Annotated in this window: 16 protein-coding genes and 1 tRNA gene; 11 read left to right on the top strand and 6 right to left on the bottom strand. The window is 71.3% G+C overall.

Annotation, left to right across the window (positions count from 1 at the left end):
- Positions 1-369: 369 nt before the first annotated feature.
- Positions 370-1,224 carry an isocitrate lyase/PEP mutase family protein gene (locus P3T39_RS12525; RefSeq protein WP_280697582.1) on the bottom strand — a complete coding sequence of 285 codons (855 nt, stop codon included), beginning with the start codon at positions 1,222-1,224 and terminating at the stop codon, positions 370-372.
- A 401-nt stretch (positions 1,225-1,625) separates the two neighbouring features.
- Here P3T39_RS12525 and P3T39_RS12520 point away from each other — a divergent pair, with 401 nt between their 5' ends.
- Positions 1,626-2,984 carry a hypothetical protein gene (locus tag P3T39_RS12520; protein WP_280697581.1) on the top strand — a complete coding sequence of 453 codons (1,359 nt, stop codon included), beginning with the start codon at positions 1,626-1,628 and terminating at the stop codon, positions 2,982-2,984.
- 128 nt (positions 2,985-3,112) lie between these two features.
- Here the strand turns inward: P3T39_RS12520 and P3T39_RS12515 are convergent, their stop codons facing one another.
- The gene (locus P3T39_RS12515) at positions 3,113-3,883 is read right to left on the bottom strand and encodes a MerR family transcriptional regulator (protein ID WP_280697580.1); all 771 of its coding nucleotides are present in this window, start codon (positions 3,881-3,883) and stop codon (positions 3,113-3,115) included.
- 199 nt (positions 3,884-4,082) lie between these two features.
- On the opposite strand from P3T39_RS12515, the gene P3T39_RS12510 reads away from it, so the two are divergent.
- The 5 genes from P3T39_RS12510 (at position 4,083) to P3T39_RS12490 (ending at position 10,718) form a co-directional block, all read left to right on the top strand.
- Positions 4,083-5,627 carry an NAD(P)/FAD-dependent oxidoreductase gene (locus P3T39_RS12510; protein WP_280697579.1) on the top strand — a complete coding sequence of 515 codons (1,545 nt, stop codon included), beginning with the start codon at positions 4,083-4,085 and terminating at the stop codon, positions 5,625-5,627.
- Entirely contained in the window at positions 5,624-6,592 is a 969-nt protein-coding gene (locus P3T39_RS12505) for an alpha/beta hydrolase (protein ID WP_280697578.1), read from the top strand. Before P3T39_RS12510 ends, P3T39_RS12505 begins: the two co-directional genes overlap by 4 nt.
- Positions 6,589-7,485 (top strand): SDR family oxidoreductase, encoded by an 897-nt coding sequence (locus P3T39_RS12500; RefSeq protein WP_280697577.1) that lies wholly within the window; start codon positions 6,589-6,591, stop codon positions 7,483-7,485. The genes P3T39_RS12505 and P3T39_RS12500 overlap by 4 nt, the downstream gene beginning before the upstream one ends.
- 398 nt (positions 7,486-7,883) lie before the next feature.
- Positions 7,884-8,657 carry an SDR family oxidoreductase gene (locus P3T39_RS12495; protein ID WP_280697576.1) on the top strand — a complete coding sequence of 258 codons (774 nt, stop codon included), beginning with the start codon at positions 7,884-7,886 and terminating at the stop codon, positions 8,655-8,657.
- A 123-nt stretch (positions 8,658-8,780) separates the two neighbouring features.
- On the top strand, positions 8,781-10,718 hold the full coding sequence (locus tag P3T39_RS12490) for an ABC transporter ATP-binding protein (RefSeq protein WP_280697575.1): 1,938 nt from the start codon (positions 8,781-8,783) through the stop codon (positions 10,716-10,718).
- Here P3T39_RS12490 and P3T39_RS12485 read toward each other — a convergent pair.
- Positions 10,691-11,362 (bottom strand): lysophospholipid acyltransferase family protein, encoded by a 672-nt coding sequence (locus P3T39_RS12485; protein ID WP_280697574.1) that lies wholly within the window; start codon positions 11,360-11,362, stop codon positions 10,691-10,693. The two genes, P3T39_RS12490 and P3T39_RS12485, sit on opposite strands and share 28 nt — an antisense overlap.
- A gap of 259 nt (positions 11,363-11,621) precedes the next feature.
- Here P3T39_RS12485 and P3T39_RS12480 point away from each other — a divergent pair, with 259 nt between their 5' ends.
- Entirely contained in the window at positions 11,622-13,226 is a 1,605-nt protein-coding gene (locus tag P3T39_RS12480) for a Na+/H+ antiporter (protein ID WP_280697573.1), read from the top strand.
- 120 nt (positions 13,227-13,346) lie between these two features.
- Here P3T39_RS12480 and P3T39_RS12475 read toward each other — a convergent pair whose 3' ends face one another.
- A complete protein-coding gene (locus P3T39_RS12475) occupies positions 13,347-15,629 on the bottom strand; it encodes a bifunctional glycosyltransferase/CDP-glycerol:glycerophosphate glycerophosphotransferase (RefSeq protein ID WP_280697572.1) in 2,283 nt (760 codons plus the stop codon).
- 1,040 nt (positions 15,630-16,669) lie between these two features.
- On the opposite strand from P3T39_RS12475, the gene P3T39_RS12470 reads away from it, so the two are divergent.
- The 3 genes from P3T39_RS12470 (at position 16,670) to P3T39_RS12460 (ending at position 17,890) form a co-directional block, all read left to right on the top strand.
- Positions 16,670-16,936, top strand: a complete 267-nt coding sequence (locus tag P3T39_RS12470; RefSeq protein ID WP_280697571.1) for a hypothetical protein — start codon at positions 16,670-16,672, stop codon at positions 16,934-16,936.
- Positions 16,937-17,180: 244 nt separating this feature from the next.
- On the top strand, positions 17,181-17,603 hold the full coding sequence (locus P3T39_RS12465) for a YjbQ family protein (protein ID WP_280697570.1): 423 nt from the start codon (positions 17,181-17,183) through the stop codon (positions 17,601-17,603).
- 83 nt (positions 17,604-17,686) lie between these two features.
- Entirely contained in the window at positions 17,687-17,890 is a 204-nt protein-coding gene (locus P3T39_RS12460; RefSeq protein WP_280697569.1) for a hypothetical protein, read from the top strand.
- A 53-nt stretch (positions 17,891-17,943) separates the two neighbouring features.
- On the opposite strand, the gene P3T39_RS12455 is transcribed toward P3T39_RS12460, so the two are convergent.
- Together P3T39_RS12455 and P3T39_RS12450 are read right to left on the bottom strand one after the other, a co-directional pair.
- Positions 17,944-21,051 (bottom strand): SMC family ATPase, encoded by a 3,108-nt coding sequence (locus P3T39_RS12455; RefSeq protein WP_280697568.1) that lies wholly within the window; start codon positions 21,049-21,051, stop codon positions 17,944-17,946.
- A complete protein-coding gene (locus P3T39_RS12450) occupies positions 21,048-22,217 on the bottom strand; it encodes an exonuclease SbcCD subunit D (RefSeq protein WP_280697567.1) in 1,170 nt (389 codons plus the stop codon). Before P3T39_RS12450 ends, P3T39_RS12455 begins: the two co-directional genes overlap by 4 nt.
- Before the next feature lie 541 nt (positions 22,218-22,758).
- On the opposite strand from P3T39_RS12450, the gene P3T39_RS12445 reads away from it, so the two are divergent.
- Positions 22,759-22,832 (top strand) — tRNA-Ile (locus tag P3T39_RS12445).
- The last annotated feature ends 123 nt before the right edge of the window (positions 22,833-22,955 follow it).

The following is a 22,955-nucleotide window of genomic DNA, read 5'->3' as shown; positions in this document are numbered from 1 at the left end:
TCCGTGCGGCCCCGACCTGCGCCGGGCCCTGCCCCTGTCACCTGTGCACCGGTGGCCGCATCTCCTGGGCCCGGGGGCTTGCGGTCCGTGCGATGGGCGCCGTGCGGGATGCAGTGTGGTTCGCGTGCCACGGGACGGCCGACAGCGCTGCTCCCCGACCTCGCGGGAGGTTCAGCGCTGCGGAGCCAACTCGGCCGACAGCAGCGGAGATCCGCTGCCCGGCGGGCGGCCGTGCGTTGCCTCGTCAACTGAGCACCTCTCGGCTGAGTCTGACGCCTCGACGGGTCGGCTGGCCTACCGTGCGAACACGGCACGGCACGGGCCGTCGCCGAGGATCCGACGGCCCGTGCCGCGTTTCGGGCGGGAACCCTATGCTGGCCGCCGCAGCCGGCGGTGTCGGCTGATGTTGCCCTCCAGCAGTTCCAGGGCCTCGGACACGCCCACCGAATCCTCCGTCATCTCGGGCAGGCGGCCGTCGGCACGCCGGAGTTCCCTGAGTGCCCTGTCCATCGCTGACTGGGCCGAGAACAGGCAAGGCGTGCTGTAGATCGCGACGTCGACTCCCAGGTCCTCCAGCTCCGGCAGCGACAACCGTGGCGACTTGCCCCCCGCGATCTGGTTGAACAGAAGCGGCTTGTCGCCGATCACACTGCGGACCTTGCGGATCCATTCAACGCTGCGTACCCCGTCGACCAGGAGGACGTCGGCGGTGGTCTCGGCCAGAGCCTCGGCTCTGCGCAGGATCTCCGACTCCTCCGTGGCATCGGTGCGCGCCACCACCACCAGGTCCTGTCGTGTTTCCAGGACCAGGTTCAGCTTCTCCAGGTAGTCCTCCAGCGGGAGAATCTGCTTGCCGTCCACATGGCCGCAGCGCCGGGGGCGTTTCTGATCCTCCAGGATGACGCCCGAGGCGCCGATCCTCTCAAGGTGTTCGACCACGTGGCAGGCGACCTCCGGATCCACGTAGCCGTCGTCGATGTCGACGAGCAGATGCTGGGCGGGGAACGCCAGGCGGAGCCGCTGCACGAAGTCGACCATGTCGGGCCAGGCGATGAACCCGATGTCGGGTAACCCGTAATGAGAGGCGGCGAACCCGAACCCGGACACGAACATGCCGTCGTAGTGCCGGGCTGAAACCGAAGCCGAGAACATGTCGAAGACCCCGATGAGCGGAGTGATCCTCTCGGCCTCCACGCTCTCGCGAAGAGCTGTTCCGTATCCCATTCTGCGATCCTTTTCCTCTACTGTGCGTCAGGACTCCGACGGTGTGCCGGCAGAGCTCACTAAAGCCGGTCGATCGGCACCGCCGGAAGTAGGCCGGGCGTGCTTCGCGCGTGCCTCCAACAGTCCCGCCAGGCAGTGCAGGAGTTCGTCCGGGGTCCATCCGGTGCAGTTCTTCGGTCTGCGCCGGTAAATGATCCTGCGGGCGAGTGGGGCGAGGGCTTCACATGGGTCGCGTGTGGCTTCCGGTGGACGGTGGGGTGTTTCTGAACCGGTTGATCGGGGCGGGGAATTGATCGACGACGTATCGGGTTCGAGGTCGAGGAACAAGTCCGGATTGAATGTTCACCGTCATGATGGCTGTTCATCGACAGTCGGTTGCCTCCGCAATGGAAGGTGCCCCCATGACACGGCCTCCGCATCCTTTGGCGTTTCTGCGCGCCCTGAGCGGCGATACGCAGGTCTCCTATGCGCGACTGGTAGCCGCGACCCACGAGGACCTGGGCTTCGGAAAGCTGTGCGCGCGCCGGGAGAAGGTGTCGCGCTGGGAGACGCAGGACACTCCGCCCGACCGCAGCACCCAGCTCGCCATCGCGCACATTCACCGGGTGCCCGAGGAGGAGGTGCAGCGCCTGGCATGGCCACACTGGCTGCACCTGGGGACCGCCGCATCCTCGAGAGCCGGCAGATCACGGCCCCGCGACGTGACCCCGGGGGCCGTACCGGCATGGGACCTGCCGGCGCTTCATCCGGCTCGCTCCCGCCTTGCCCTCGGCGGCGCCGCCCTGGCGAGCTTCACCCGGCAGACCCTGGCCGCCCTGGCGGACCCGCCGCTGCTGCCGGCCCGGGACGGCAACCGCATCGCTCCCGACACCGTCGCCCTGATAGAAGCCCGAGTGAACGCGCTGACCGAGATGGTGCCGGTCGTCAACCCGGTGGACCTCCTGCGGGTCGCCCGCGCCGAATTCGGCCTGGCCACCGCGCTGCTGACCGGCGACGAGTACGAGCAGCCGGCCGGAGCCCGGCTGTTCTGCGCCACTTCGCAGATCGCCGACCTGTGCGGCACGCTCAGCGGCGCTCTCGGCGAGGAGGCCAGGGCCGAGCGGTACCGCCTGGCCGCAGTGCGCGCCGCCGCGCTGGCGGGCTCACGCCTGCTGGCTTCCGTCTGCCTGGCCGACCTGGCGGTGAACCATGTCAAGGCCGGTGACCCCGCGGACGCGTTCCTCCTGACCGGGGCGGCAAGGACCGCGACCCCGGCCTCCCCGCCCCGGCTGAGGGCCCTGTTGCATGCGCGAGAGGCCCGAGCGCACGCCCGGCTCGGGGAGGTCATCGCCGGCGCCCGAGCCCTCGACCGCGCGGCCGACGCCCTGACCGCCGTCGAAGCGGCCGACGAGGACGCCCCGATGTGCCGGAACGTCGACGAGGAATGGCTCTCCCGGGTCGCGGGGAAGGCCTGGCTCGATGCGGGCCAGCCCGGGCGGGCGCTGAAGCACTTCGCCGCCCTCCTCGACGACGGCCCCCGCTCGTGGACCGAAACCCAGCCGCCCGTGCTGACGGCCAACAGTCTGCTGGATGCCGTCGACGCGCAGCTGGCGCTCGGCGAGGTGGAAGCCGCGATCCACAGCACCCGCCGGGCCACCGCTCTGTTCGACAGGATGCCCGCCGGCCTCGTCCGCCAGTACCGTCAGCGATTCGTCGCCCATGCCGGCATCGCGGCCGTGCGGAGCCTCCTCGACCTCCTCACCGAAACACCGTCCGCCTGAACGCGCGAGAAGGAGCGTCGGCCCCCGTGACGAGGGGTGCGCATCGGTCACCGGGCACCGGAAGCGGTCCGGTCGTCGCCCGGTCGCGCGACGCCGCCCCCGAGGCCAGCCGCACGTGCTCCGGGCGATCAGGCGTCCCGGCTCAGCACCGCGTCGTACTCGGCGTGCACCCGCCGGTCCATGGCCAGGGTGAACTGGGCGTCGGCAACGGTGCGGGCGAGCGGGCGGATGCGGCGGATCTGCTCGGTCAGCCGGGCGGCCTCGCCGGGAGCCAGGTCCTCGGTATGGCTGAGGGCGCCGAGCAGCTCGTCCCGGATCAGGGCGGTGAACACCTCGGCGACGGCGTCCGCGTACTCCTGCGCCTTGCGGCTGGCGGCGAGTACGGCGGCCAGCGGCACGCCCTCGCCTACCAGGGAGACGGTGGCGTCCATCAGGCGGCGGCTGATATGGGTGATGCCGTCCTCCTGGACGGTGATGTAGCCCTGGTCGATGGACTCCGCGGTGTTGGCCTCGGTGAGCTGGTCGCCGAAGGCCGCGGTGAGATCCGCCCAGCTGAGGTGGACGGGGGTCTCGTCGGACCAGGGCTCGGTGATCGCGGCCTGAAGCCCGATCAGCTCGGCGACGTCCCGGCCGCTCTCGCCCGCGCCGATCAGCTCGGTGATACCGCCGAGGGTGTGTCCGCGTTCCAGCAGTTCGGCGATCATGCGCAGCCGGGCCAGGTGCTCCTCGCCGTACCAGGCGATCCGGCCCTCCTTGCGCGGCGGCGGGAGCAGCTTGCGCTCGCGGTAGAAGCGCAGGGTGCGCGTGGTGATGCCGGCGGCCTCGGCCAGTTCCTCGACCCGGTACTCCCGTGCCGCACCGCCTGCCGCGCCTGCGCCTGTGCTCTCGCTCTCCGCCACGTCGATCAGCATAGAGCGGGTGCGGGAGGGGCGAAGGTGTCGCAAAAGGATGCCGTCCGCCTTCTTCCATGGACTGCCGGCAAGGACTACTCTGCCAATCGCGCCAGTGATTGCTGGCGCGATCCAATGGCTCGGTATCAACGGCTCGGTATAAACGGATCTGCACTCTTGCCGCCCCACAGCACCAGGAGGCCGCCGCATGGCATCCAGCCCCAAGCGCACCAAGCATCCCTCGGGCCCCGACGGGTCGGCGACCACGCCGCATGTCCGGGTCGCCGTCGTCGGCTCCGGATTCGGCGGCCTCGGCGCGGGGGTGCGCCTGCGCCGCGCCGGGATCACCGACTTCGTCATCCTGGAACGGGCCGACTCGGTCGGCGGCACCTGGCGTGACAACAGCTATCCGGGCTGCGCCTGCGACGTGCCCTCGCACCTGTACTCCTTCTCGTTCGCGCCCAACCCCGAGTGGCCGCGCAGCTTCTCCTTCCAGCCGGACATCCGCGCCTATCTGGAGCGGGTCACCGACACCTTCGGCCTCCGCCCCCACCTGCGCTTCAACGCCGAGGTCACCGAACTGCGCTGGGAGGAGGAGCAGTTCCGCTGGCGGATCACCACCAGCGTCGGCACCTGGACCGCCGACGCCGTCGTCTCCGCCACCGGACCGCTCGCCGACCCGCAGATCCCCGAGCTGCCCGGACTCGCCGAATTCCCCGGCCGGGTCTTCCACTCCTCGCGCTGGGACCACGACTACGACCTCGAAGGCAAGCGCATCGCGGTGGTCGGCACCGGCGCCTCGGCCGCCCAGATCATCCCCGCGATCCAGCCCCTGGTGAAGAAACTGACCGTCTTCCAGCGAACTCCCGGCTGGGTCCTGCCGCGCGCCGACCGGGAGATCTCCGCCGTCGAGAAGTGGCTGCACAGCAGGATCCCGCCCACCGGCGCGCTGCGCCGCGCCTCGCTCTTCGCCCTGCGCGAGCTCCAGGTGGACGCCTTCGTCCGCCGCCCCGGCACACTCCGCCTGGTCCAGCAGCTGGCCCAGCGCAACATCGAACGCGGCATCACAGACCCCGAGTTGCGCGCCAAGCTGACCCCGGACTACCGGATCGGCTGCAAGCGCATCCTGCTCAGCAACACCTACTACCCGGCACTCGCCGCCCCCAATGCCGAGGTGGTCGCCGCCGGTCTGGCCGAGGTGCGCGGCTCCACCCTGGTGGCCACCGACGGCACCGAGTCCGAGGTCGACGCCGTTGTCTTCGGCACCGGCTTCCACGTCACCGACATGCCCATCGCCGAGCAGGTGTTCGGCCTCTCGGGCCGCAGCCTCGCCGAGGAGTGGAAGGGCGGGATGGAGGCGCTGCGCGGGTCGACCGTGCACGGCTTCCCCAACCTCTTCTTTGTGATCGGCCCCAACACCGGCCTCGGCAACAACTCGATGATCCTGATGATCGAGTCCCAACTCAACTACATCATCGACGCGTTGAAGACTCTCGAAGCGGTCGGCGCCACCGCGTTGCAGCCCACCGTCCGTGCCCAGCGGCACTGGAACCTCGAACTCCAGCACCGGATGGAACGCACCGTCTGGTCCACCGGTGGCTGCCGGAGCTGGTACCTCGACGCCGGTGGCAAGAACACCGTCCTGTGGCCCGGCTCCACCACCAGCTTCCGCCGCGCCACCCGCCGGGTGGACCTCGCCGAGTACGAACTCCTCAAGCGCACCGCCCCCGTGGCCCAGGAGGTCGCCGCATGACGTCCAACCGCGTCCCGGCCGGCCGGATGCTCGCCGCCGACTGCGCCCTCCCGGCACCCGCCGGGGAGTACCGCATCCGCTCCGCCGACGGCCATTGGATCCACGCCGAGGCGTACGGCCCCGAAGGAGCGCCGCTGGTGGTACTCGCCCACGGCTGGACCTGCTCGATCGCCTTCTGGGCCCCGGTGATCCACCAACTCACCGCCGGCCACAGGGTGGTGGCGTACGACCAGCGCGGCCACGGCCGCAGCGACATCCCGGCTACCGCAACCGGCTACTCCACCGCCAAACTGGCCGACGATCTGGAGGCAGTCCTCACCCGGCTCGTCCCGGCGGGGGAGCGCGCCGTCCTGGCCGGACACAGCATGGGCGGCATAACCATCATGGCCGCCGCCGACCGGGACGGCGTGGCCACCAGGACCGCCGCCACCGTCCTGATCAGCACCGGCCCGGGCGACCTGCTCACCGAGCTGAAGGTCGTCCCGGCCGGCATCCGCTCCACCCGCCTGCGCCGCTTCCTGCACCGCCGGCTGCTGCAGTCCCGGTTGCCGCTCGGCTCGGTGAACGCCGTGAGCAAGGCGATGCTCAAGTACGGCACCATGGGCCCGGCCACGCCGGACGCCCGGGTGGAGGCGACCGCCCGGGTGGTGCACGCCTGTCCGACCGGCGTCCGCTACCAATGGTCCCGTGTGCTGGACGAGTTGGACGTCAAGCAGCAGCTCGCCGGACTGGCCGCGCCCACCATCGTGGTCGTCGGCACCCACGACCGGCTGACCCCGCCCGTGCACGCCCGGCGTATCCTGGCCGCGCTGCCCGATCCGCAGGGGCTGCTGGAACTGCCCGGCATCGGTCATATGGCACCCGTGGAGCGACCGGCCGAGGTCGCCGCCGAGATCCGGCGTGCCGTCAAGCTCGCCGCAGAGAAGGCAGAGAAGGCAGAGATGACAGGGAGCGTGACCGAATGAGTGCCACTCCACCGCTCTCCGCCCAGGTCGTGGTGATCACCGGGGCCGCCCGTGGGGTCGGCGCGCTGCTGGCGCGCAAACTGGCCCGGCGCGGGGCCGAGGTGGCTCTGGTCGGCCTGGAACCGGAGGAGCTGAAGGCCGTCGCCGCCGAGTGCGGTCCCGCCGCCACCTCCTGGGAGGCGGATGTGACCGACCTGGAGGCGCTGCGCGCCGTCGCGCGGCAGATCCAGGACCGCTACGGCCGGATCGACACCGTGGTGGCCAATGCCGGGATCGCCATCGGCGGGCCGCTCCAGGACAGCGACCCCCGAGCCTTCGACCGGGTCATCGAGGTCAACCTGCTCGGCAGTGTGGCCACCGCCCGCGCCTTCCTGCCCGCACTCGTCGAGAGCGGCGGCTACCTGCTGCAGATCGCCTCCCTGGCGGCGATCACCCCGGCACCGCTGATGTCCGCGTACTGCGCCAGCAAGGCGGGAGTGGAGGCGTTCGCCCACTCGCTGCGCGCCGAGGTCGCCTACCAGGGTGTCAAGGTCGGTGTCGGTTACCTGAGTTGGACCGACACCGACATGGTGCGCGGTGCCGACCAGGACACCGTCCTGGCCCAGATGCGCTCCCACCTCCCCTGGCCGGCCAACAAGACCTACCCGCTGGACCCGGCCGTGGAGCGCCTGGTCGCCGGGATCGGCCGCCGCTCGCCGCACGTCTACGCCCAGGCGTGGCTGCGCGGCATGCAGCCGATCCGCTGGGCCCTGCCCGGCCTGATCGCCGCCGTCGGCTCCCGTGAAGTCGCCCGCCTGGCCCCACAGTTGAAGGCCACCATGACCGCCCGCCTGCGCCCGGTCGGAGCCGGCGGCGCCGCCGACTCGGCCGCGAGGAGCGCGGCGACCGAATAGGCCGATCCTGATCACGCCGCCAGCCACGCAATCTCAAGGGGCGCGGGACTCTGCTTGATCAACTGCATGCGAAAAACCGTGCACTTTGGTAGAGGGTTGAGCACAGGCCCACCATGCACTACCCAGGGGCGCGGGGGACTGCGCGAGCAACCGTGCACTTTGGTAGAGGGCCGGTCGCGCAGTTCCCCGCGCTCCGGGACAGTGCACGGCTGGCTGCGTGATCAATGCCCTGGCAGGGCGCGAGGCTGGTCGCACACGCAGTTGATCAAGCAGAGCCCCGTGCCCCCAGGGTGTTGCAGGGCCGGTCGGGCAGGTCTGTCGTAGGCGGTGCATGGTTGCTCTCCGCCGCCCGCCGGGCGGGCCTGTGCAGGGCCGCTACCAGCGAGTACCGTCTGCACATGACGACTGCCCTTATCACCGGCGCGACCGCCGGAATCGGCGCGGCTTTCGCCCGCCGCCTTGCCAGGGAAGGCCGCGACCTCGTCCTGGTCGCCCGGAACACGGAGCGGCTGGAGTCCTCCGCCGCCGAGCTCGGCAAGCGTTATGGCGTCCAGGTGGAGATCCTGACCGCCGACCTGGCCACCGACGCGGGGATCGCCGCCGTCGAGGATCGGCTGCGTGACTCCGAGCGGCCGGTGGACATCCTGATCAACAACGCCGGTTTCGGGAACAAGGGCGCCTTCCTCAGCGTCCCGCTCCAGGACGAGCTGGACATGGTCAAGGTGCATATCGAGGCCGTGCTGCGGCTGACCATGGCCGCCATCCCGGGCATGCGCGACCGCGGCTTCGGCGGCATCATCAACGTCGCCTCGGTCGCGGCCTTCCTGCCGCGCGGCACCTACGGGGCGAGCAAGGCGTGGATGGTCAGCTTCACCCAGGGCATCGCCCGCGATCTGGGTGGCACGGGCGTCCGCCTGCTTGCCCTCTGCCCCGGCTTCACCCGTACCGAGTTCCATGAGCGCGCGGGCATGGGCACCTCCAACATCCCCGGCTGGGCCTGGCTCTCCGCCGACCGCGTGGTGGACGAGGCGCTGCTCGACCTCTCGCGCGGTCGCACGCTCTCGGTGCCGAGCAAGCGCTACAAGGCGGCCGTCGCCATCGGCCGGATGCTGCCCCCGGGCAAGCTGGGCGGGATCTCCTCGAAGGCGGCCCGCACCTACCGCACCAACTGAGGGCGTCGGGGGCGGACTGCCGGCAAGCGGGAATAGGACCTCTCTCATTATTAGTTTTGCTAACTATGAGCTGTCCTCTGTAAGCTGGCAGTCCGGCCGCACCCGAACCTCAGGAGGTTGCCTATGAAGCCCGACGGGCTCGACTGGACCCCACCCCCACGCACCAAGGACGAACCGCAGCCACCGGCCCAGCTGCGCCGGATTCTCGCCCTGTTCCGCCCCTACGCGGCCCGCCTCGCCTCCGTCGGGCTGCTGGTCGCGGCCTCGGCCGTGGTCTCCGTCGCGACGCCCTTCCTGCTCCGCGCGGTACTGGACACGGCCATTCCGCAGGGCCGCACCGGGCTGCTCAGCCTGCTGGTGCTCGGCATGATCGCGGCGGCCGTGGTCAACAGCATCTTCAATGTGCTGCAGACCCTGATCTCCACCACCGTCGGCCAGCACGTGATGCACGACCTGCGGACGGCCGTCTACAGCCACCTTCAGCGGATGTCGCTGGCCTTCTTCACCCGGACCCGCACCGGCGAGGTGCAGTCCCGGATCGCCAACGACATCGGCGGTATGCAGTCCACCGTCACCTCCACCGCGACCTCGCTGGTCTCCAACCTCACCAGCGTGATCGCCACCGTGGTCGCGATGGTCGCCCTGGACTGGCGGCTGACCATCGTCTCGCTCCTGCTGCTCCCGCTCTTCGTCTGGATCAGCCGCAGGGTCGGCAACGAGCGCAAGCGGATCACCGGGGAGCGGCAGAAGCAGCTCGCCCTGATGAGCTCGGCCGTCCAGGAGTCGCTCTCGGTGAGCGGCGTCCTGCTCGGCCGCACCATGGGCCGTTCCGACTCGCTCTCCACGGACTTCACCGAGCAGTCCCACCGGCTCGCCCGGCTGGAGGTGCAGTCCAGCATGGCCGGGCGCTGGCGGATGTCCACCATCGGGATTGTGATGGCCGCGATGCCGGCCGTCATCTACTGGGCCGCCGGTCTGGCCTCTGCGAGCGGCGCGCCGATCGTCTCGATCGGCACCCTGGTCGCCTTCGTCTCGCTCCAGCAGGGCCTGTTCCGGCCTACCGTCAGCCTGCTCTCCACCGGTGTGGACGTACAGACCTCGCTGGCGCTGTTCCACCGGATCTTCGAGTACCTCGACCTGCCCGTGGAGATCCAGGAGCCCGAACACCCCGTAAGGATCGACCGCATCCGGGGCGACGTCAGCTTCGAGAACGTCGAGTTCCGCTACCACCCGGAGCAGCCCAGGCCCACCCTCACCGGCATCGACCTCACCGTGCCGGCCGGGACGTCACTCGCGGTGGTCGGCGAGACCGGTTCCGGCAAGACCACGCTCAGCTACCTGGTGCCCAGGCTCTACGACGTCACCGGTGGCCGGGTCGCCATCGACGGCACCGACGTACGCGAAGTCTCCTTCGAGACGCTGGCCGAGACCATCGGTGTGGTCTCCCAGGAGACCTATCTCTTCCACGCCTCCGTCGCCGACAACCTGCGCTTCGCCAAGCCGGACGCCACCGACGCCGAACTGGTCGCCGCCGCCGAGGCCGCCCAGATCCACCACATGATCGCCGCGCTCCCCGAGGGGTACGACACGGTCGTCGGCGAGCGCGGCTACCGGTTCTCGGGCGGGGAGAAGCAGCGGCTGGCGATTGCCAGGACCATCCTGCGCAACCCGCCGGTACTGATCCTCGACGAGGCCACCAGCGCGCTGGACAACCAGACCGAACGGGCCGTCCAGCAGGCCATCGACGCACTCGCGGTCGGCCGGACCACCATCACCATCGCGCACCGGCTCTCCACCGTCCGCCGCGCCGACCAGATCGCCGTCCTCGACGGCGGGCGGGTGGCCGAGCTGGGCACCCATGAGCAACTGCTCGCCCTCGGCGGCCGCTACGCGGCACTGCTGCGCCGCGAGCAGCCGACGGCGGCTCAGCCCGGAACGGCGACAGGGCCGGCCGGCGCTCGGACGGTCGGTGCACGGACGGTCAGCGGTCGGAGGGTGAACGGTCAGGCCGTCAACGGCACGGTGGTGAGCGGTCAGGCCGCCATCGGACGCTCGTTGTAGGCGTCGGCGAGCTCCTGGCCGGAGAGCTCGTGGATCGCCGCCATCACCTCGTCGGTGACCTGGCGGCGGGCCCTGGCGTTGCGGGCCTGGCCGTGCAGCGCGGAGAAGTCCAGCGGCTCGCCGAAACGTACCGTCACCTTCCGCAGCCTCGGGATCCGCTTGCCGACCGGGAGGATGTCCGCCGGTCCCTCCAGCGCCACCGGCACCACCGGCACACCCGCCGTCAGTGCCAGCCAGGCGACGCCGGTCTTGCCCTTGTAGAGCCGGCCGTCCAGCGAGCGCGTGCCCTCGGGGTAGATGCCGAACGCCTTGCCGTCCCGCAGGATGTCCAGAGCCTGCTCCAGCGAGGCCTGCGCGGAGCGGTAGGTGCCGCGCTCGACGGGGACGGCGTTGATGACGCTGGTGAAGAAGCTCCGTGAGATCGCGCCCTTGAGACCGGTGCCGGTGAAGTACTCGGCCTTGGCCAGGAAGTACACCTGACGCGGTGCGGTCAGTGGGATGACCACACTGTCGATGAAGGACAGGTGGTTGCTGGCCAGGATCACCCCACCCTTGCGCGGCACGTGCTCCAGGCCCTCGATGACGGGGCGGTAGAGCGCCTTCGCCACGGGCTTGAGCACGAGCTTGGTGATGAGGTTGAGCATGGGCCCTCCCTGGCCGAACGACATCCCCGGACTCGTGACTGGGCCGAGGTCAGACCGCAGGTTACGTCATGTACCCCCGCGGCCGTCCACTGCGACGGTCCGTGGACGGCTGCGATCCTCGTCACGCGCTGCGTATGGTTGTACGCGAAACCGATGATAAAAGGGGGGTGACACCGCGTCGGCCCCCGCTGTCCCGAGCCCGGAGGCCCGCGCAGGTGAGTCTGCCAATACCCAGAGCCGCGCACCGCGAGAACGACCGATGAGCGGTGTCACGACCGTCCTGCTGCTGGTGGTGCTGGCCACGGCCGTTGCCACCGGCGCCCGACGGTGGAGCATTCCCGCGCCGTCGCTGCTGGTGGTGGCCGGAGTGCTGGTCGGGACACTGCCGTTCGTCCCGACCGTCCGGGTGCCGCCCGAGGTCATCAGTGTGGCCGTGCTGCCGCCACTGCTCTACGCCTCGGCCGAGGAGATCTCCTGGCGCGAGCTGCGCGCGGTCTGGCGGCCCGTCACGGTGCTGGCGCTCGGCCTGGTGCTGGCCTCCGCGTTCAGCGTCGGTGCGATCGCCAGTGCCATCACGCCGCTCCCGCCGGCGATGGCCTTCGTACTGGGTGCCGTCCTGGCCTCCACCGACCCTGTCGCGGTCACCGCGCTGGGGCGGAGACTGGCGCTGCCGCCCCGGGTCCAGACCCTGGTGCAGTCCGAGAGTCTGTTCAACGACGCAACCAGCCTGGTGTTGTTCAAGGTGGCCGTCTCGATGGCGGTCGCGGCCGGTTCGGTCTCGCTGTCGTCCGCCGCCGGGGAGTTCCTGCTGCTGGCCGGCGGTGGCGCGGTGGCCGGCGGCGCGGTGGCGGCCGTCGTGGCGTACATCCGCAGCAGGACCGAGGATCCGGTGCTGGAGACCGTCACCGCACTGGTCACCCCGTACGCGGCGTATGTGATCGCCGAGGACCTGCACACCTCCGGTGTCACGGCCGTGGTGGTGGCGGGGGTCGCGCTGGGTGCGCAGAGCCACCGGCTGACCAATGCCCATATCCGCCTCCAGGTGCACGCGGTGTACGGGACGGTGGTGTTCGTGCTTGAGAGCGTGGTCTTCGCCCTGATCGGCCTCGAACTGCCCGGGATGCTGGAACTGCTCGCAACGACAGGGGACCTGGGTGGGCAGCGGTGGGCCTGGACCTGGCAGGCCCTGTTGATCGCCCTCGCGGTGATCGTCATCCGGCTGCTCTGGATCGGTCCGACGGCCTGGTTCATGCACCGCCACCGTGTGCAGCAGCAGGGGCAGTCGGCGGGACGGCTCTCCTGGCGGGTGCCTGCCGTGATGACCTGGGCCGGTACGCGCGGTGTGATGCCGCTCGCCGCCGCGCTCACCGTTCCACTGGTCGCCGACGACGGCACACGGCTGCCCTACCGGGAGTTGGTCCTGGTCCTCACCACGTCGGTGGTCGCCTTCACCCTGGTGGTCCAGGGCTTCACCCTGGCCCCGGTGGTCCGGGCCTCGGGCATCGCGCTGGAGCCCGAGGACAGCGAGCGCGAGGAGGCACAGGCGGTCAACCGGATCCTGGTCGCCGCGCTGGACCGCCTGGAGGAGATGACGGAGACCGACGGCGTCTCACCCGTGGTCGCCGACCGGATGCGCCGCGACCTCCAGTTCAGGATCGACCAGGCCCAACTCGCCACCACCGACCCCGCGTCCGACGCGGACGCGGCCACCGTCTCCGACTACCGCCGCCTGCGCCGGGACCTGATCGCGGTCGAGTCGGCAACCCTTCAAGAGTTGTACGCGGAGAACAGGGTCAGCGACTCGGTACGCGGCAACCTCCAGCGCACCCTGGACCTCGAAGAAGCCTGGCTGGGGCAGTTCTAGACCCTGTCGGGCGGACCTGGGCCCGGGCGGACCTTCGAGCGGCGGGCAGAGCCCCGCGCCCCTGGACGGTGCAAGACCGACGTCGTATCAGGGAGGGGCCGCAGAGAACCCGGAGGGAACTCAGACGGTTTCCCCGTGACCGACGGCGGCCGGGTGCGGCGAACTCCGCTCGGTGCTCTGCCCGGTGGGCTCGGCCAGCGGGAAGATCCGGCGGACCACGCGCTCGGCCGCCCGGCCGTCGTCCCAGGGACAGAACCGCTCGCGGAAGGCCGCTCGCGCCGCCGCCTCCGGGTCGCCGGCCAGCAGCGCGTCGGCCACCTGGGCGGTGTCGGTGGTGACGGCGCCCGGGGGAGCGGTGAGCAGGTCGAAGTACACGCCCCGGACGCGGCAGTACTCCGCCCAGTCCGGGGCGAAGACCACCATCGGACGGTCGAGGACGGCGTAGTCGAACATCAGTGAGGAGTAGTCGGTCACCAGTGCGTCGGCGGCCAGACAGAGATCCTCGACGGTGGGGTGTGCCGAGACGTCGACGATCCGCGCGGCACCCGCACCGGTCGTCAACTCCCCGGTGCCGCCGGTGTGGAAGTAGTGGGTGCGCAGCAGCAGCGTGTACCGGGAGCCGAGCCGCCCGGCGAGCTCACGCAGGTCGAGCCGGGGCACGTACCCGCCCTCGCCCTCACGGTGCGTCGGCGCGTACAGCACGGCTCGCTCGCCCTCCGCCAGGCCGAAGCGCTCGCGCACCGCCGCGACCTCGGCGGCCGTCGCGTTGGCGAGTCGGTCGTTGCGCGGATAGCCGGTCTCCAGCAGCTCGTAGCGGCCGGGGAAGGCGCGGCTGAAGTGTTCGCTGGTGTGCGGGTTGGGGGAGACCAGGAAGTCCCACCGCGCCACGGCCTCGCGCAGCCGGTCGAAGTCCATGCCCTCGGCCGCGATCGGATGGTCCCGCAGGTCCATGCCCATGCTCTTGAGCGGAGTGCCGTGCTGGGTCTGCACATGCACCGTGCCCGGCCGCTTGGCCATCGTGTGCGGGAAGTTGACATTGTTGACGAAGTACTTGGCGGTCGCCATCACCCGCAGGTAGGCCGGGGTGTTCACCAGTACGTACGGCACCCCGGCGGGCAGTGCGGCCGCCTGCGCCCTGGTCTCCACCACCCAGACCCCGCGCACCTGCGGGGCCAGTTCGCGGGCCTTCTCGTAGATCGCGGCGGGATTGCAGGCGTAACCCCGGTGCCAGTACGCGGCGTAGACCGCCAGCTGCTCGTCGAGCGGCAGCCGCCGCAGCGTGCTGTACACCGCGTGCCTGGCTCCGCTGCGCATCCCCTTGCGGACGGCCGGGACCATCGCCCCGGCCCGGCGGCGCAGGGCGCGCGGAATCCGCCTGGTGCGGCGCAGTTCGCCGTACGCGCGCCGGGAGCCGGAGGCCAGCACCCGGTACTGGATGCCGCGCAGACCCGAGGGGTAGCGGTAACCGGGCGGGCGATGGCGACCGAAGTGTTCGCCGATCCGGTGGAAGAAGTCGCCGCGCAGCGCGGTCGGGACCAGGCCGGGTGTGTCGTAGATGGTCAGGGCCTGTTTGACCGTGCGGTCGAAGACCAGGTTGCGCAGTGCGTCCTGGCCCGCGGTGCCGATGCCCCGACGGTCCAGGAAGGCGAAGATCGCGTCGTACTGGGCGAAGGCGTCCGCGTGCTTGGGGGACGCCGTGCTGGTGATCGCGCCGGGCCGCCCGCGCCGGTAGGTGTAGCAGGGGCGGTCGAGGTACCGCAGGCGGCGGGCGGTGACCAGGGCCGGATAGGTGACGGAGATGTCCTCGTAGTAGCCGCGTCCGAAGCAGACTCCCAGATCCAGCAGGAACTCGCGGCGGAAGACCTTGTTCCAGACGGCCATCACGGTCTGCATCAGGGCCGGGTGCTCGCGTGCGGTGCAGCCCTCGACGAGCGGGGATCCGGCCAGCAGGCGGCGCCAGGGGTTGGGTTCGGTGACGCCGTCGGGATAGACGTGGGTGAAGTCGGTGAGCAGGACGTCCACGGGCGGGTCGGAGCCCTCGTCCTTGAGCAGCTCGGCGGTGACCGCGGCCAGGGCGCCCTCGGGCAGCCAGTCGTCGCTGTCCACGAACCAGACGTACCGTCCGCGGGCCTCGGCCAGGCCCCTGGTGCGGGCGCCGCCGAGGCCCTGGTTCTCGGCGAGGTGCAGGACTCGCAGCCTCGGGTCCCGGGCCGCGTAGTCGTCCAGGATCGCGCCGCAGCCGTCTGGAGAGCGGTCGTCCACCGCGATCACCTCGATCGCGCCCGCCGGCGCCGGGTCGTCCGTGGCCGAGCCGGGGGCGCCCACGCCGAGTGAGTCGAGGCAGTGAGGGAGGAAGAGCTCCACTCCGTGGACTGGCAGCACGATGCTCAGGAGGGGACTCACGCTGGTTCACTCCGCTTAATGGGTGCTGGGCCGTCAGCAGGCCGCTCGGTACCGCTCGTATCACTGTACTGAGCTGTGATGCACGCAGAGTGGGCGTTCGGTGACGCTCGGGCAACGGAGAGGTGGCGCAAAGACGGCGCAGGTGGCGGAAAAAGCGACCGCCGGTGCCGCGCCGTTCGAGCGGCGGCACCGGCAGTCCGGTGGCGGCCGGACCGACCCTCAACGGTCGGCCGCCGGTCCGTACGCCAGCTGTAGCCGGGCCGCCGCAGCGTCGAGGCGGCCGGACAGTGACTTATAGCTGGCGTCGGAAGTTCTTCAGCTGTCGAATTCAGTTGGGCTCGGACGAATTCATCCGACCGGGGGACGCCGGGAGTGTGGTCCGGGCGTCCGCGTTGGTAGAGATATTGCTTGTAAGGAGCGAAGGCGTCAATCCCTTCGTTGTGTTCATTTCCTGAAGCATCCGTCCCCGATCCCGTTCAGGCCGTTGCCGGGGCCGGATCGGGCTTCGGTATTGACACGAAGTCTTACAGTGGCTGCGCCGGCCCGGCGTGCCCTCCCTCCTCCCGCCCCTGGGGGCGCCCGTGAGCTCGCAGTCGAACGCCTCCCCGATCACGTCCCCGACGGTCGGCCCGGTGCTGAAGGGCTGATGCCTGACCGCGCTCGGCGCGCAGTGGCGGCGCAACGGGCGGTGGCAGGCGTACAGGAGGCAGTGGCCGACCCGCGCGCCAGGAGGTCGGGGTCGGGCGGCGGCCCGAGTGTGCGCCCGGCGCACAGTGCTTGAACCATGCGCCCTGCACGCGGAGTTCACTGTGATTCGCCGAAGTCCGGGATCGTCGGCCCATCGGTGCGCTGACCTGGTCTCCTCGGGCCCGTCGGTCCGTCAGGTTGATGCGCAGTCGTGACCGAAGCCACGGCCTCCTGGTGAAGCGTCAGTTCGCTTCGCACGATACGGTGGCAGGACACCAGGACGGTTGCGCGAAGGCCGTCTCTCACGGATAGTCTTCGCCACGGCCCTGGCGCCTCGTAGGGGTGGGAAACAGATGGAACAGATGCAAGTGCGGAGTCGGCCTCGGGTGCCGGCGATCCAGTGCGGAGTCGGCGCGACCGGCCGTCGGATCGACCGTCACCTGTCGGTGCTGGGGGCTCCGGCGCTCTCGACAGTGGACACAGCGGAGGCGCTGTGTCTGATAAGAGAGCTGACACCACGTGGTACGACCAGTCCGGCCTCCCGGCGCCGCACCACGCGGGTACTGCTGCTGGCACCGCTGCGCAGGCTGAAGCGCAGCCTGTTCGGCAGTCGGGGCTGACGGTCCGGTCCGCTCCGTGCGGACTCGGTCGGCCCGACCCGATGGACCTGAAGGTCCGTCGGGTCTCAGTGCTGTCCGGGCACCGTGATCTGCCTGAGGTGATCGGTCCAAGTCGATCTGCCCGAAGTCTCGGCCGAGCCGATGTGTCGCGATGCCCGGGGCGGTGTGCGGCGTCGGCGGAGTCGACCTGACGAACGGCGAGCCCCGGTGCCCGCGGCGGTGCGCGGTGAGCCAGGATGGCACCATGGCGGACACCTTCCATTCCATCACCTTCGAGATCACCACCGGCACCGGCGAGGTCGCCCTCGACATCACCGACCGCTGTGCGGCCTTCCTGGACACGGCCGCAAGGGGGCGGGACGGCCTCCTCAACGTCTTCGTCCCGCATGCCACCGCCGGAGTCGCGGTGATCGAGACCGGCGCCGGAAGCGACGACGACCTGCTCGCGATCCTGCGCGACCTGCTCCCGGCCGACGACCGCTGGCGCCACCGCCACGGCAGCCCCGGCCACGGCCGCGACCATGTGCTCCCCGGGCTGATCGCCCCGCATGCCACCCTGCCGGTCATCGGAGGGCAGCTGGCGCTGGGCGTCTGGCAGTCGATCGTCCTGGTCGACACCAACGGGGACAACCCACGCCGCACCGTACGGCTCTCCTTCCTCGGCTAGGGCTGCCCGCCCGCCCGCGAGGGTTCGCGTGCCCGCCCGCTCACTGCTTGCCGGAGGCCGGGCGGGCGGGGTAGGAAGGCGGCATGACGGACGACACCCAGCAGTGCGCACTCGCCCCGGACACGGACGCCGTCCAGGCGCTCACCCACGACCCGGGACTCACCGGGCCGCGCGCCGACTGCGTCCAGTGCGGCGAACCGACCGAACTGCCCGCCGACCACCCAGGGATCACCCTCTGCCCGGTCTGCACCTGGCAGCAGGCCCAGCGCATCGCCTGCTCCGGCTGAACGGGGCCCGCACGGCAGGCGTGCCCTGACGCCCAGCGCTCGCAGCCCGCCCGCTAGCCGTCCGCGCGGGCGGTCAGGCGGAGGGTGGAGCCGTGGCGGCCCTTGCGGACCAGGAGCTGCGTGGGAATCCGGGACCGCAGATCGGCGACATGGCTCACGATGCCGACCGCCCGGTCCCGCTCGCGCAGACCGTCCAGGACGTCCATCACCTCCTCCAGCGCCTGCTCGTCGAGGCTGCCGAAGCCCTCGTCGATGAAGAGCGTGTCCAGCGGCATCCCGCCCGCCTCGTCCGTCACCACATCGGCCAGGCCGAGTGCCAGGGCGAGCGAGGCGAAGAAGCTCTCCCCACCGGAGAGTGTCGCCGTGTCCCGGTCGATGCCCGTCCAGGCGTCCACCACCCGCAGCGCCAGGCCGGAGCGCCGGTTGCCCGCCACCCGGTCGTCACTGTGGACGAGGGTGTAGCGACCGCCGGACATCCGCACCAGCCGGTCGCTCGCCCGCTGTGCCACCTGCTCCAGCCTCGCCGCCAGCACGTACGACTCCAGGCGCATCCGCAGCACGTTCTCCGACGAGGTGCCGGAAGCGAGACCGGCCAGCCGGCTGATCCGCCCGTACCGCTCCAGCGCCGGGGTCAGACCGGTGGCCAGTGCCGCCAGCTCACGGCCGATCCGCGCCAGCGCGGCGCAGCGCTCGACGGCGGTGCTCTCCACGGCCGAAGTCGCCCTGAGCCGGACGGTGGCCGACCGGAGCTCCGCCGAGACCGCGCCGGGATCGACCGCAGGCAGGGCAGCCGCCGCAACCAGCTCCGGATCGGTCAGCACACGCTCGACCGCATCGCGGGCCGTGCGTTGCTGCTCCAGGCGCGCCTGCAACGCCAGGCGTTCGGCGGCGGGCAGCAGCGCCGCGCGGGCCGCCTCGGGGGCGGCGAAGCCTGCCTCCAGGCTCGTCCGGACCAGCTCCGCCTCGGCCTCCGCCAGCCGGGCCGCGGCCTCGGTCGAGCCACGGACGGCGGCCAGGGCCGCCACCACCGCATCCGCGAGCGAGGTGAGCGCGGCGGCCCGGGCGGCAACCGACGGGGCGTCGGCTCGCGCCGCACTGACGCGCTGCTCCAACTCGCGCTGCTCCCCGGCGACTGCCTGCTCCCTGGCCGCCAGGGCCGCACTGCTCGCCCCCGCCTGCCGCAACTGGGCCTGCCGCCGGGACTGCTCATCCGTCAGCCGGGCGATCCGCTGCTCCAGCCGCTCAAGCCCCTCGGTCGCGCGCAGTGCCGAACGACGATGCTGCTCGGACTCCGCCAGAGCCGCCTCCAACGCGGCAACCCCCTGCGCCCCCGCGGCGCCCGAGGCCGCCGCCTCCTCGACCCGCAGCATCGTCAGGGCCGACTCCGCCGCCGACAGGGTCTGCTCGGCCCGCGACTGGACGGCACGGGCCGATGCCTCGTCCGCCGCACCCACCGACGCGTCGCCCGGCTGCGCCGGGGCGGGGTGCGCCTGGGAGCCGCAGACCCGGCAGGGCTCGTCCTGGCGCAGCTGCCCCGCCAACTCCGCTGCCATGCCCGCCAGACGGCGCTCCCGCAGGTCCAGACTGTGCTCGCGCGCATCCTGAGCCCTGCCGCGCAGGCCGGACAACTCCGCCTCCGCCCCGGCGATCCGGGCGTGCAGCTCGTCCCGGCGGACGGCCGCGGTGAGACGGGCACCCAACTCGGCACAGCGGGAATCCAGTTGCTCGACCCTGGCCCCGGCCGCCCGGGCGGCCTCCTGCTCCTCCTGCAACGACTTCAGTCTGCCGTCGAAGTCCAACAGCCAGTCCTGGGCCTCCTCCGCGAGCTCCTCCGCTCGCGCCCGCTCGGCCACGAGCTGTGCCTGCTCCCGGCTCAGCTCGGCCTGGCGCCGCTCATCGGCCCGTGCCGCCTCCAGCCGGCCGAGCTGCGCCTGCAACAGCCGCTCGGCCTCTGCGAGTTCCGCCTCCCCGGGCCGGTACCCGGAGTCACCCGCAGCGGCGGAGCGGTCGGTGCCGTGCCAGGGTGTGGAGTGCTCGGCGGGCCAGGGGATGGCGAGGCGTGCGAGGGCTGCGCGACGGTCTCGTTCGGCCTGCAGGGCAGCCTGCTGCGCGGCTGCCGCACTGTCGCGCAGCCGCAGGACCGACTCCACACCCAGCGCCGCCTGGGCGGCAGCCAGGCGCCGCTCGTCCAAGGTCAGTTGCTCGGCCGACTCGTGCAGGCGACGGGCCTCCACGGCGGCTGCCCGATGGCGGCGCTGACGGTCGGCCAGCTCGTCGGCCCGCTGCTGACGGCGCTGAGCAGTCGTCTGGGCGGCCTCGGCCTCGGCCAGGGCCGAGCGCGCCACCGCCAACTGCTCTGCGGCGTCGTTGCGCAGGATCGCGGCCCAGCCGAGCACCCCTGCGGCCAGCCCCCCGGCTGCCGACGCGGACCCGGCAGCGTCCTCACCCGGCACCCAGTCGGTCGGCGGCTCGGCGTCCGGGCCCGCCGCCTCCTGAGCGCGGCTGGCGAGATCGCGCAGCCGCAGCCGGCCGTCCTGTACCGCTGCCTCGTGCTTGCGCCGCTGCTCGCCGAGCCAGCGCTCGACCAGGTCGAACCGCCCGGTGTCGAAAAGCTGCCGCAGCAGCGCCGCCCGGTCGTTGGCGTCGGCACGCAGAAAGCGGGCGAAGTCGCCCTGCGGCAGCAGCACCACCTGGCAGAACTGCTCGCGGCTCATCCCGATCAGCCGCCGGATCTCCTCCCCGGCCTCCTGGTGCGAGCGGCTGAGCGCCCGCCAGCCCGGCGTGCCGTCACCGAGGTCGGCGGACCATTCGCGCAGCAGCGTCTGCGGCTTCTCGACGGTCGTACCGGTGCCCCGGCGCTTGGGGCGCCGCTGCTCGGGGCTGCGGGTGATCTCCAGGCGGCGCCCGCCCAGGGTCAGCTCCAGGCGGACCTCGGTGAGCACCAGCGGCTCGGCGTGGTCGCTGCGCAGCGGATTGCCCTTCCGCGCGCCGGGCACCTCGCCGTAGAGCGCGAAGCAGACCGCGTCCAGCACGCTGCTCTTCCCGGCACCGGTGGCGCCGCGCAGCAGGAAGAGACCGCCGGAGGCGAGGTGGTCGAAGTCCACCTGCTCCGTGCCCGCGAACGGGCCGAAGGCGGTGACCGTCAGCTGGTGCAGTCTCATCGGGGCAGCTCCTGCTCGTGCTCGGTGGCCAGGCGGACGCTCTCGAATGCCTCCCGCAGCCAGCCCTGCTCCAGCTCGTCCAGCTCGCCACCGGGACGTACATGGCGGACGAAACCCTCGGCGATCTCCAAGTCCGCACGCCCGCTGACCCGGTCCGCGTACGACTGCTGCTCCTCGCCGGGGGGCCGCTCCGGCTCGAAGAGCAGCTGGAGGGTGTGCGGGAAGCGCCGCCGCAACTCCTCCATCGGATTGGCCGGGCGGGCCGGGTCGGTGAGGGTGACCTGCACCCAGGACTCCTCGTGCACCGCCAGCTCGGGGTCGTCCAGGAGCTGCTCCAGCCGCCCTCTGAGCCTGGCCAGCGGCCGGGGCACCGGGCAGTCGATCCGCTCGGCCGAGACCGAACCGTCGGCGGCGAGATCGACCAGCCACATGGTCTTGCGCTGATGCACCTCGGAGAAGGAGTACGCCAGCGGGGAGCCGCTGTAGCGCAGGTGCGGGGCCAGGGTCTGGCAGCCGTGCAGATGGCCGAGCGCCGCGTAGTGCACGCCGTCGAAGACCGAGGCCGGGACGCTCGCCACACCGCCGACCGTGATGTCGCGCTCGCTGTCGCTCGGCTCGCCGCCCGTGACGAAGGCGTGTGCCAGCACCACCGCCCTGGTACCGGGCGGGCGGGCCGCCAGGTCGGCCCTGACCCGCTCCATCGCTGCGTGGAGCACTTCGGCGTGGCCCCCCTTGTCCAGCCCGAACCGCTCACGGGTGAGCGCAGGCTCCAGGTACGGCAGCCCGTAGACGGCGACCGGGCCGTGCTCGTCGGCCAGCAGCACGGGAACGGCGCACCCCTGGGGGTCGGTGCGCAGATGGATACCGGCCTTCTCGATCAGGCCGGCGCCCACACCGAGTCGCCGCGCCGAATCGTGGTTGCCGCTGATGAAGACCGTGGGTACGCCCGACTCGGCGAGCCGGTGCAGCACGTCGTCGAAGAGCGCGACCGCCTCCAGCCCCGGCAGCGCCCGGTCGTACACATCGCCCGAGACCAGCACCGCCTCGACCCCGTACTCCTCGACCACCGCCACCAGGTGGTCGAGGAAGGCGCGCTGGGCATCGTGCAGGCTCTCCCGGTGGAAGGAGCGCCCCAGGTGCCAGTCGGAGGTATGCAGCAGTCTCACCGAACTGCCCTCACCTGCATGTTTGCCACTTCTGCTCCCTCCGGGTCAGCACGCAGCCAGCACGGGTTCAACCGGTCGGCACCGAGTATCACAGCTGCCTCTGACAACGCCCCGTCCATCACGACCCTCAGCCTCTCACCCGCACCGGGGGACGGGTGACCGTAGATCTCCGCAGTGATCTCGACGGAGCTGCGCCCGAGCCACCGGGGGACCTCCGGCAAGGACACCCCGCCGACGACGGCGCCGCCGGCCAAGAAGGGGCGGAGGCGGTGGGCCGTCCTACGAGGCGCTCGACAGCGGCCTGCACCACCGGCGGTACTGGACCTCGCGCCACTCGCAGCGCACAGGACGCCGCAGCGTTGGCTCTCGCTCACGGCTGCACCCGCTACCTCCATGACGGACGGGAGGCGTGGTGACAGCTGCGCCGAAACCCACCTGGTCTGCCGCCGGGAGAAGTTGCGGCAACACATTGTGAGCGAATGAGGAAGCCTCATGCGTTTGGGAGATCGGCCATCGGTCCGCTAATCTTTCGGTGCGGCAAGGGCCTATAGCTCAGACGGTTAGAGCGCTTCCCTGATAAGGAAGAGGCCACAGGTTCAAGTCCTGTTAGGCCCACCGGCGCAGAAGGCCCGGAGTGGACATCCACTCCGGGCCTTCTGGCGTTCCGGCTGCTCGTCCTGCCCGCAGGCGTGTCCATTCCGCCGCGGGCTCGTGGGATCACTGACCATGCTGGTCCGA

It is taken from the genome of Kitasatospora sp. GP82, assembly GCF_029892105.1.
In the GTDB taxonomy this organism is placed as follows: Bacteria; Actinomycetota; Actinomycetes; order Streptomycetales; family Streptomycetaceae; genus Kitasatospora.
Note: the sequence above shows the minus strand (reverse complement) of the source record. Positions and strands in the feature narration are given on the sequence as shown.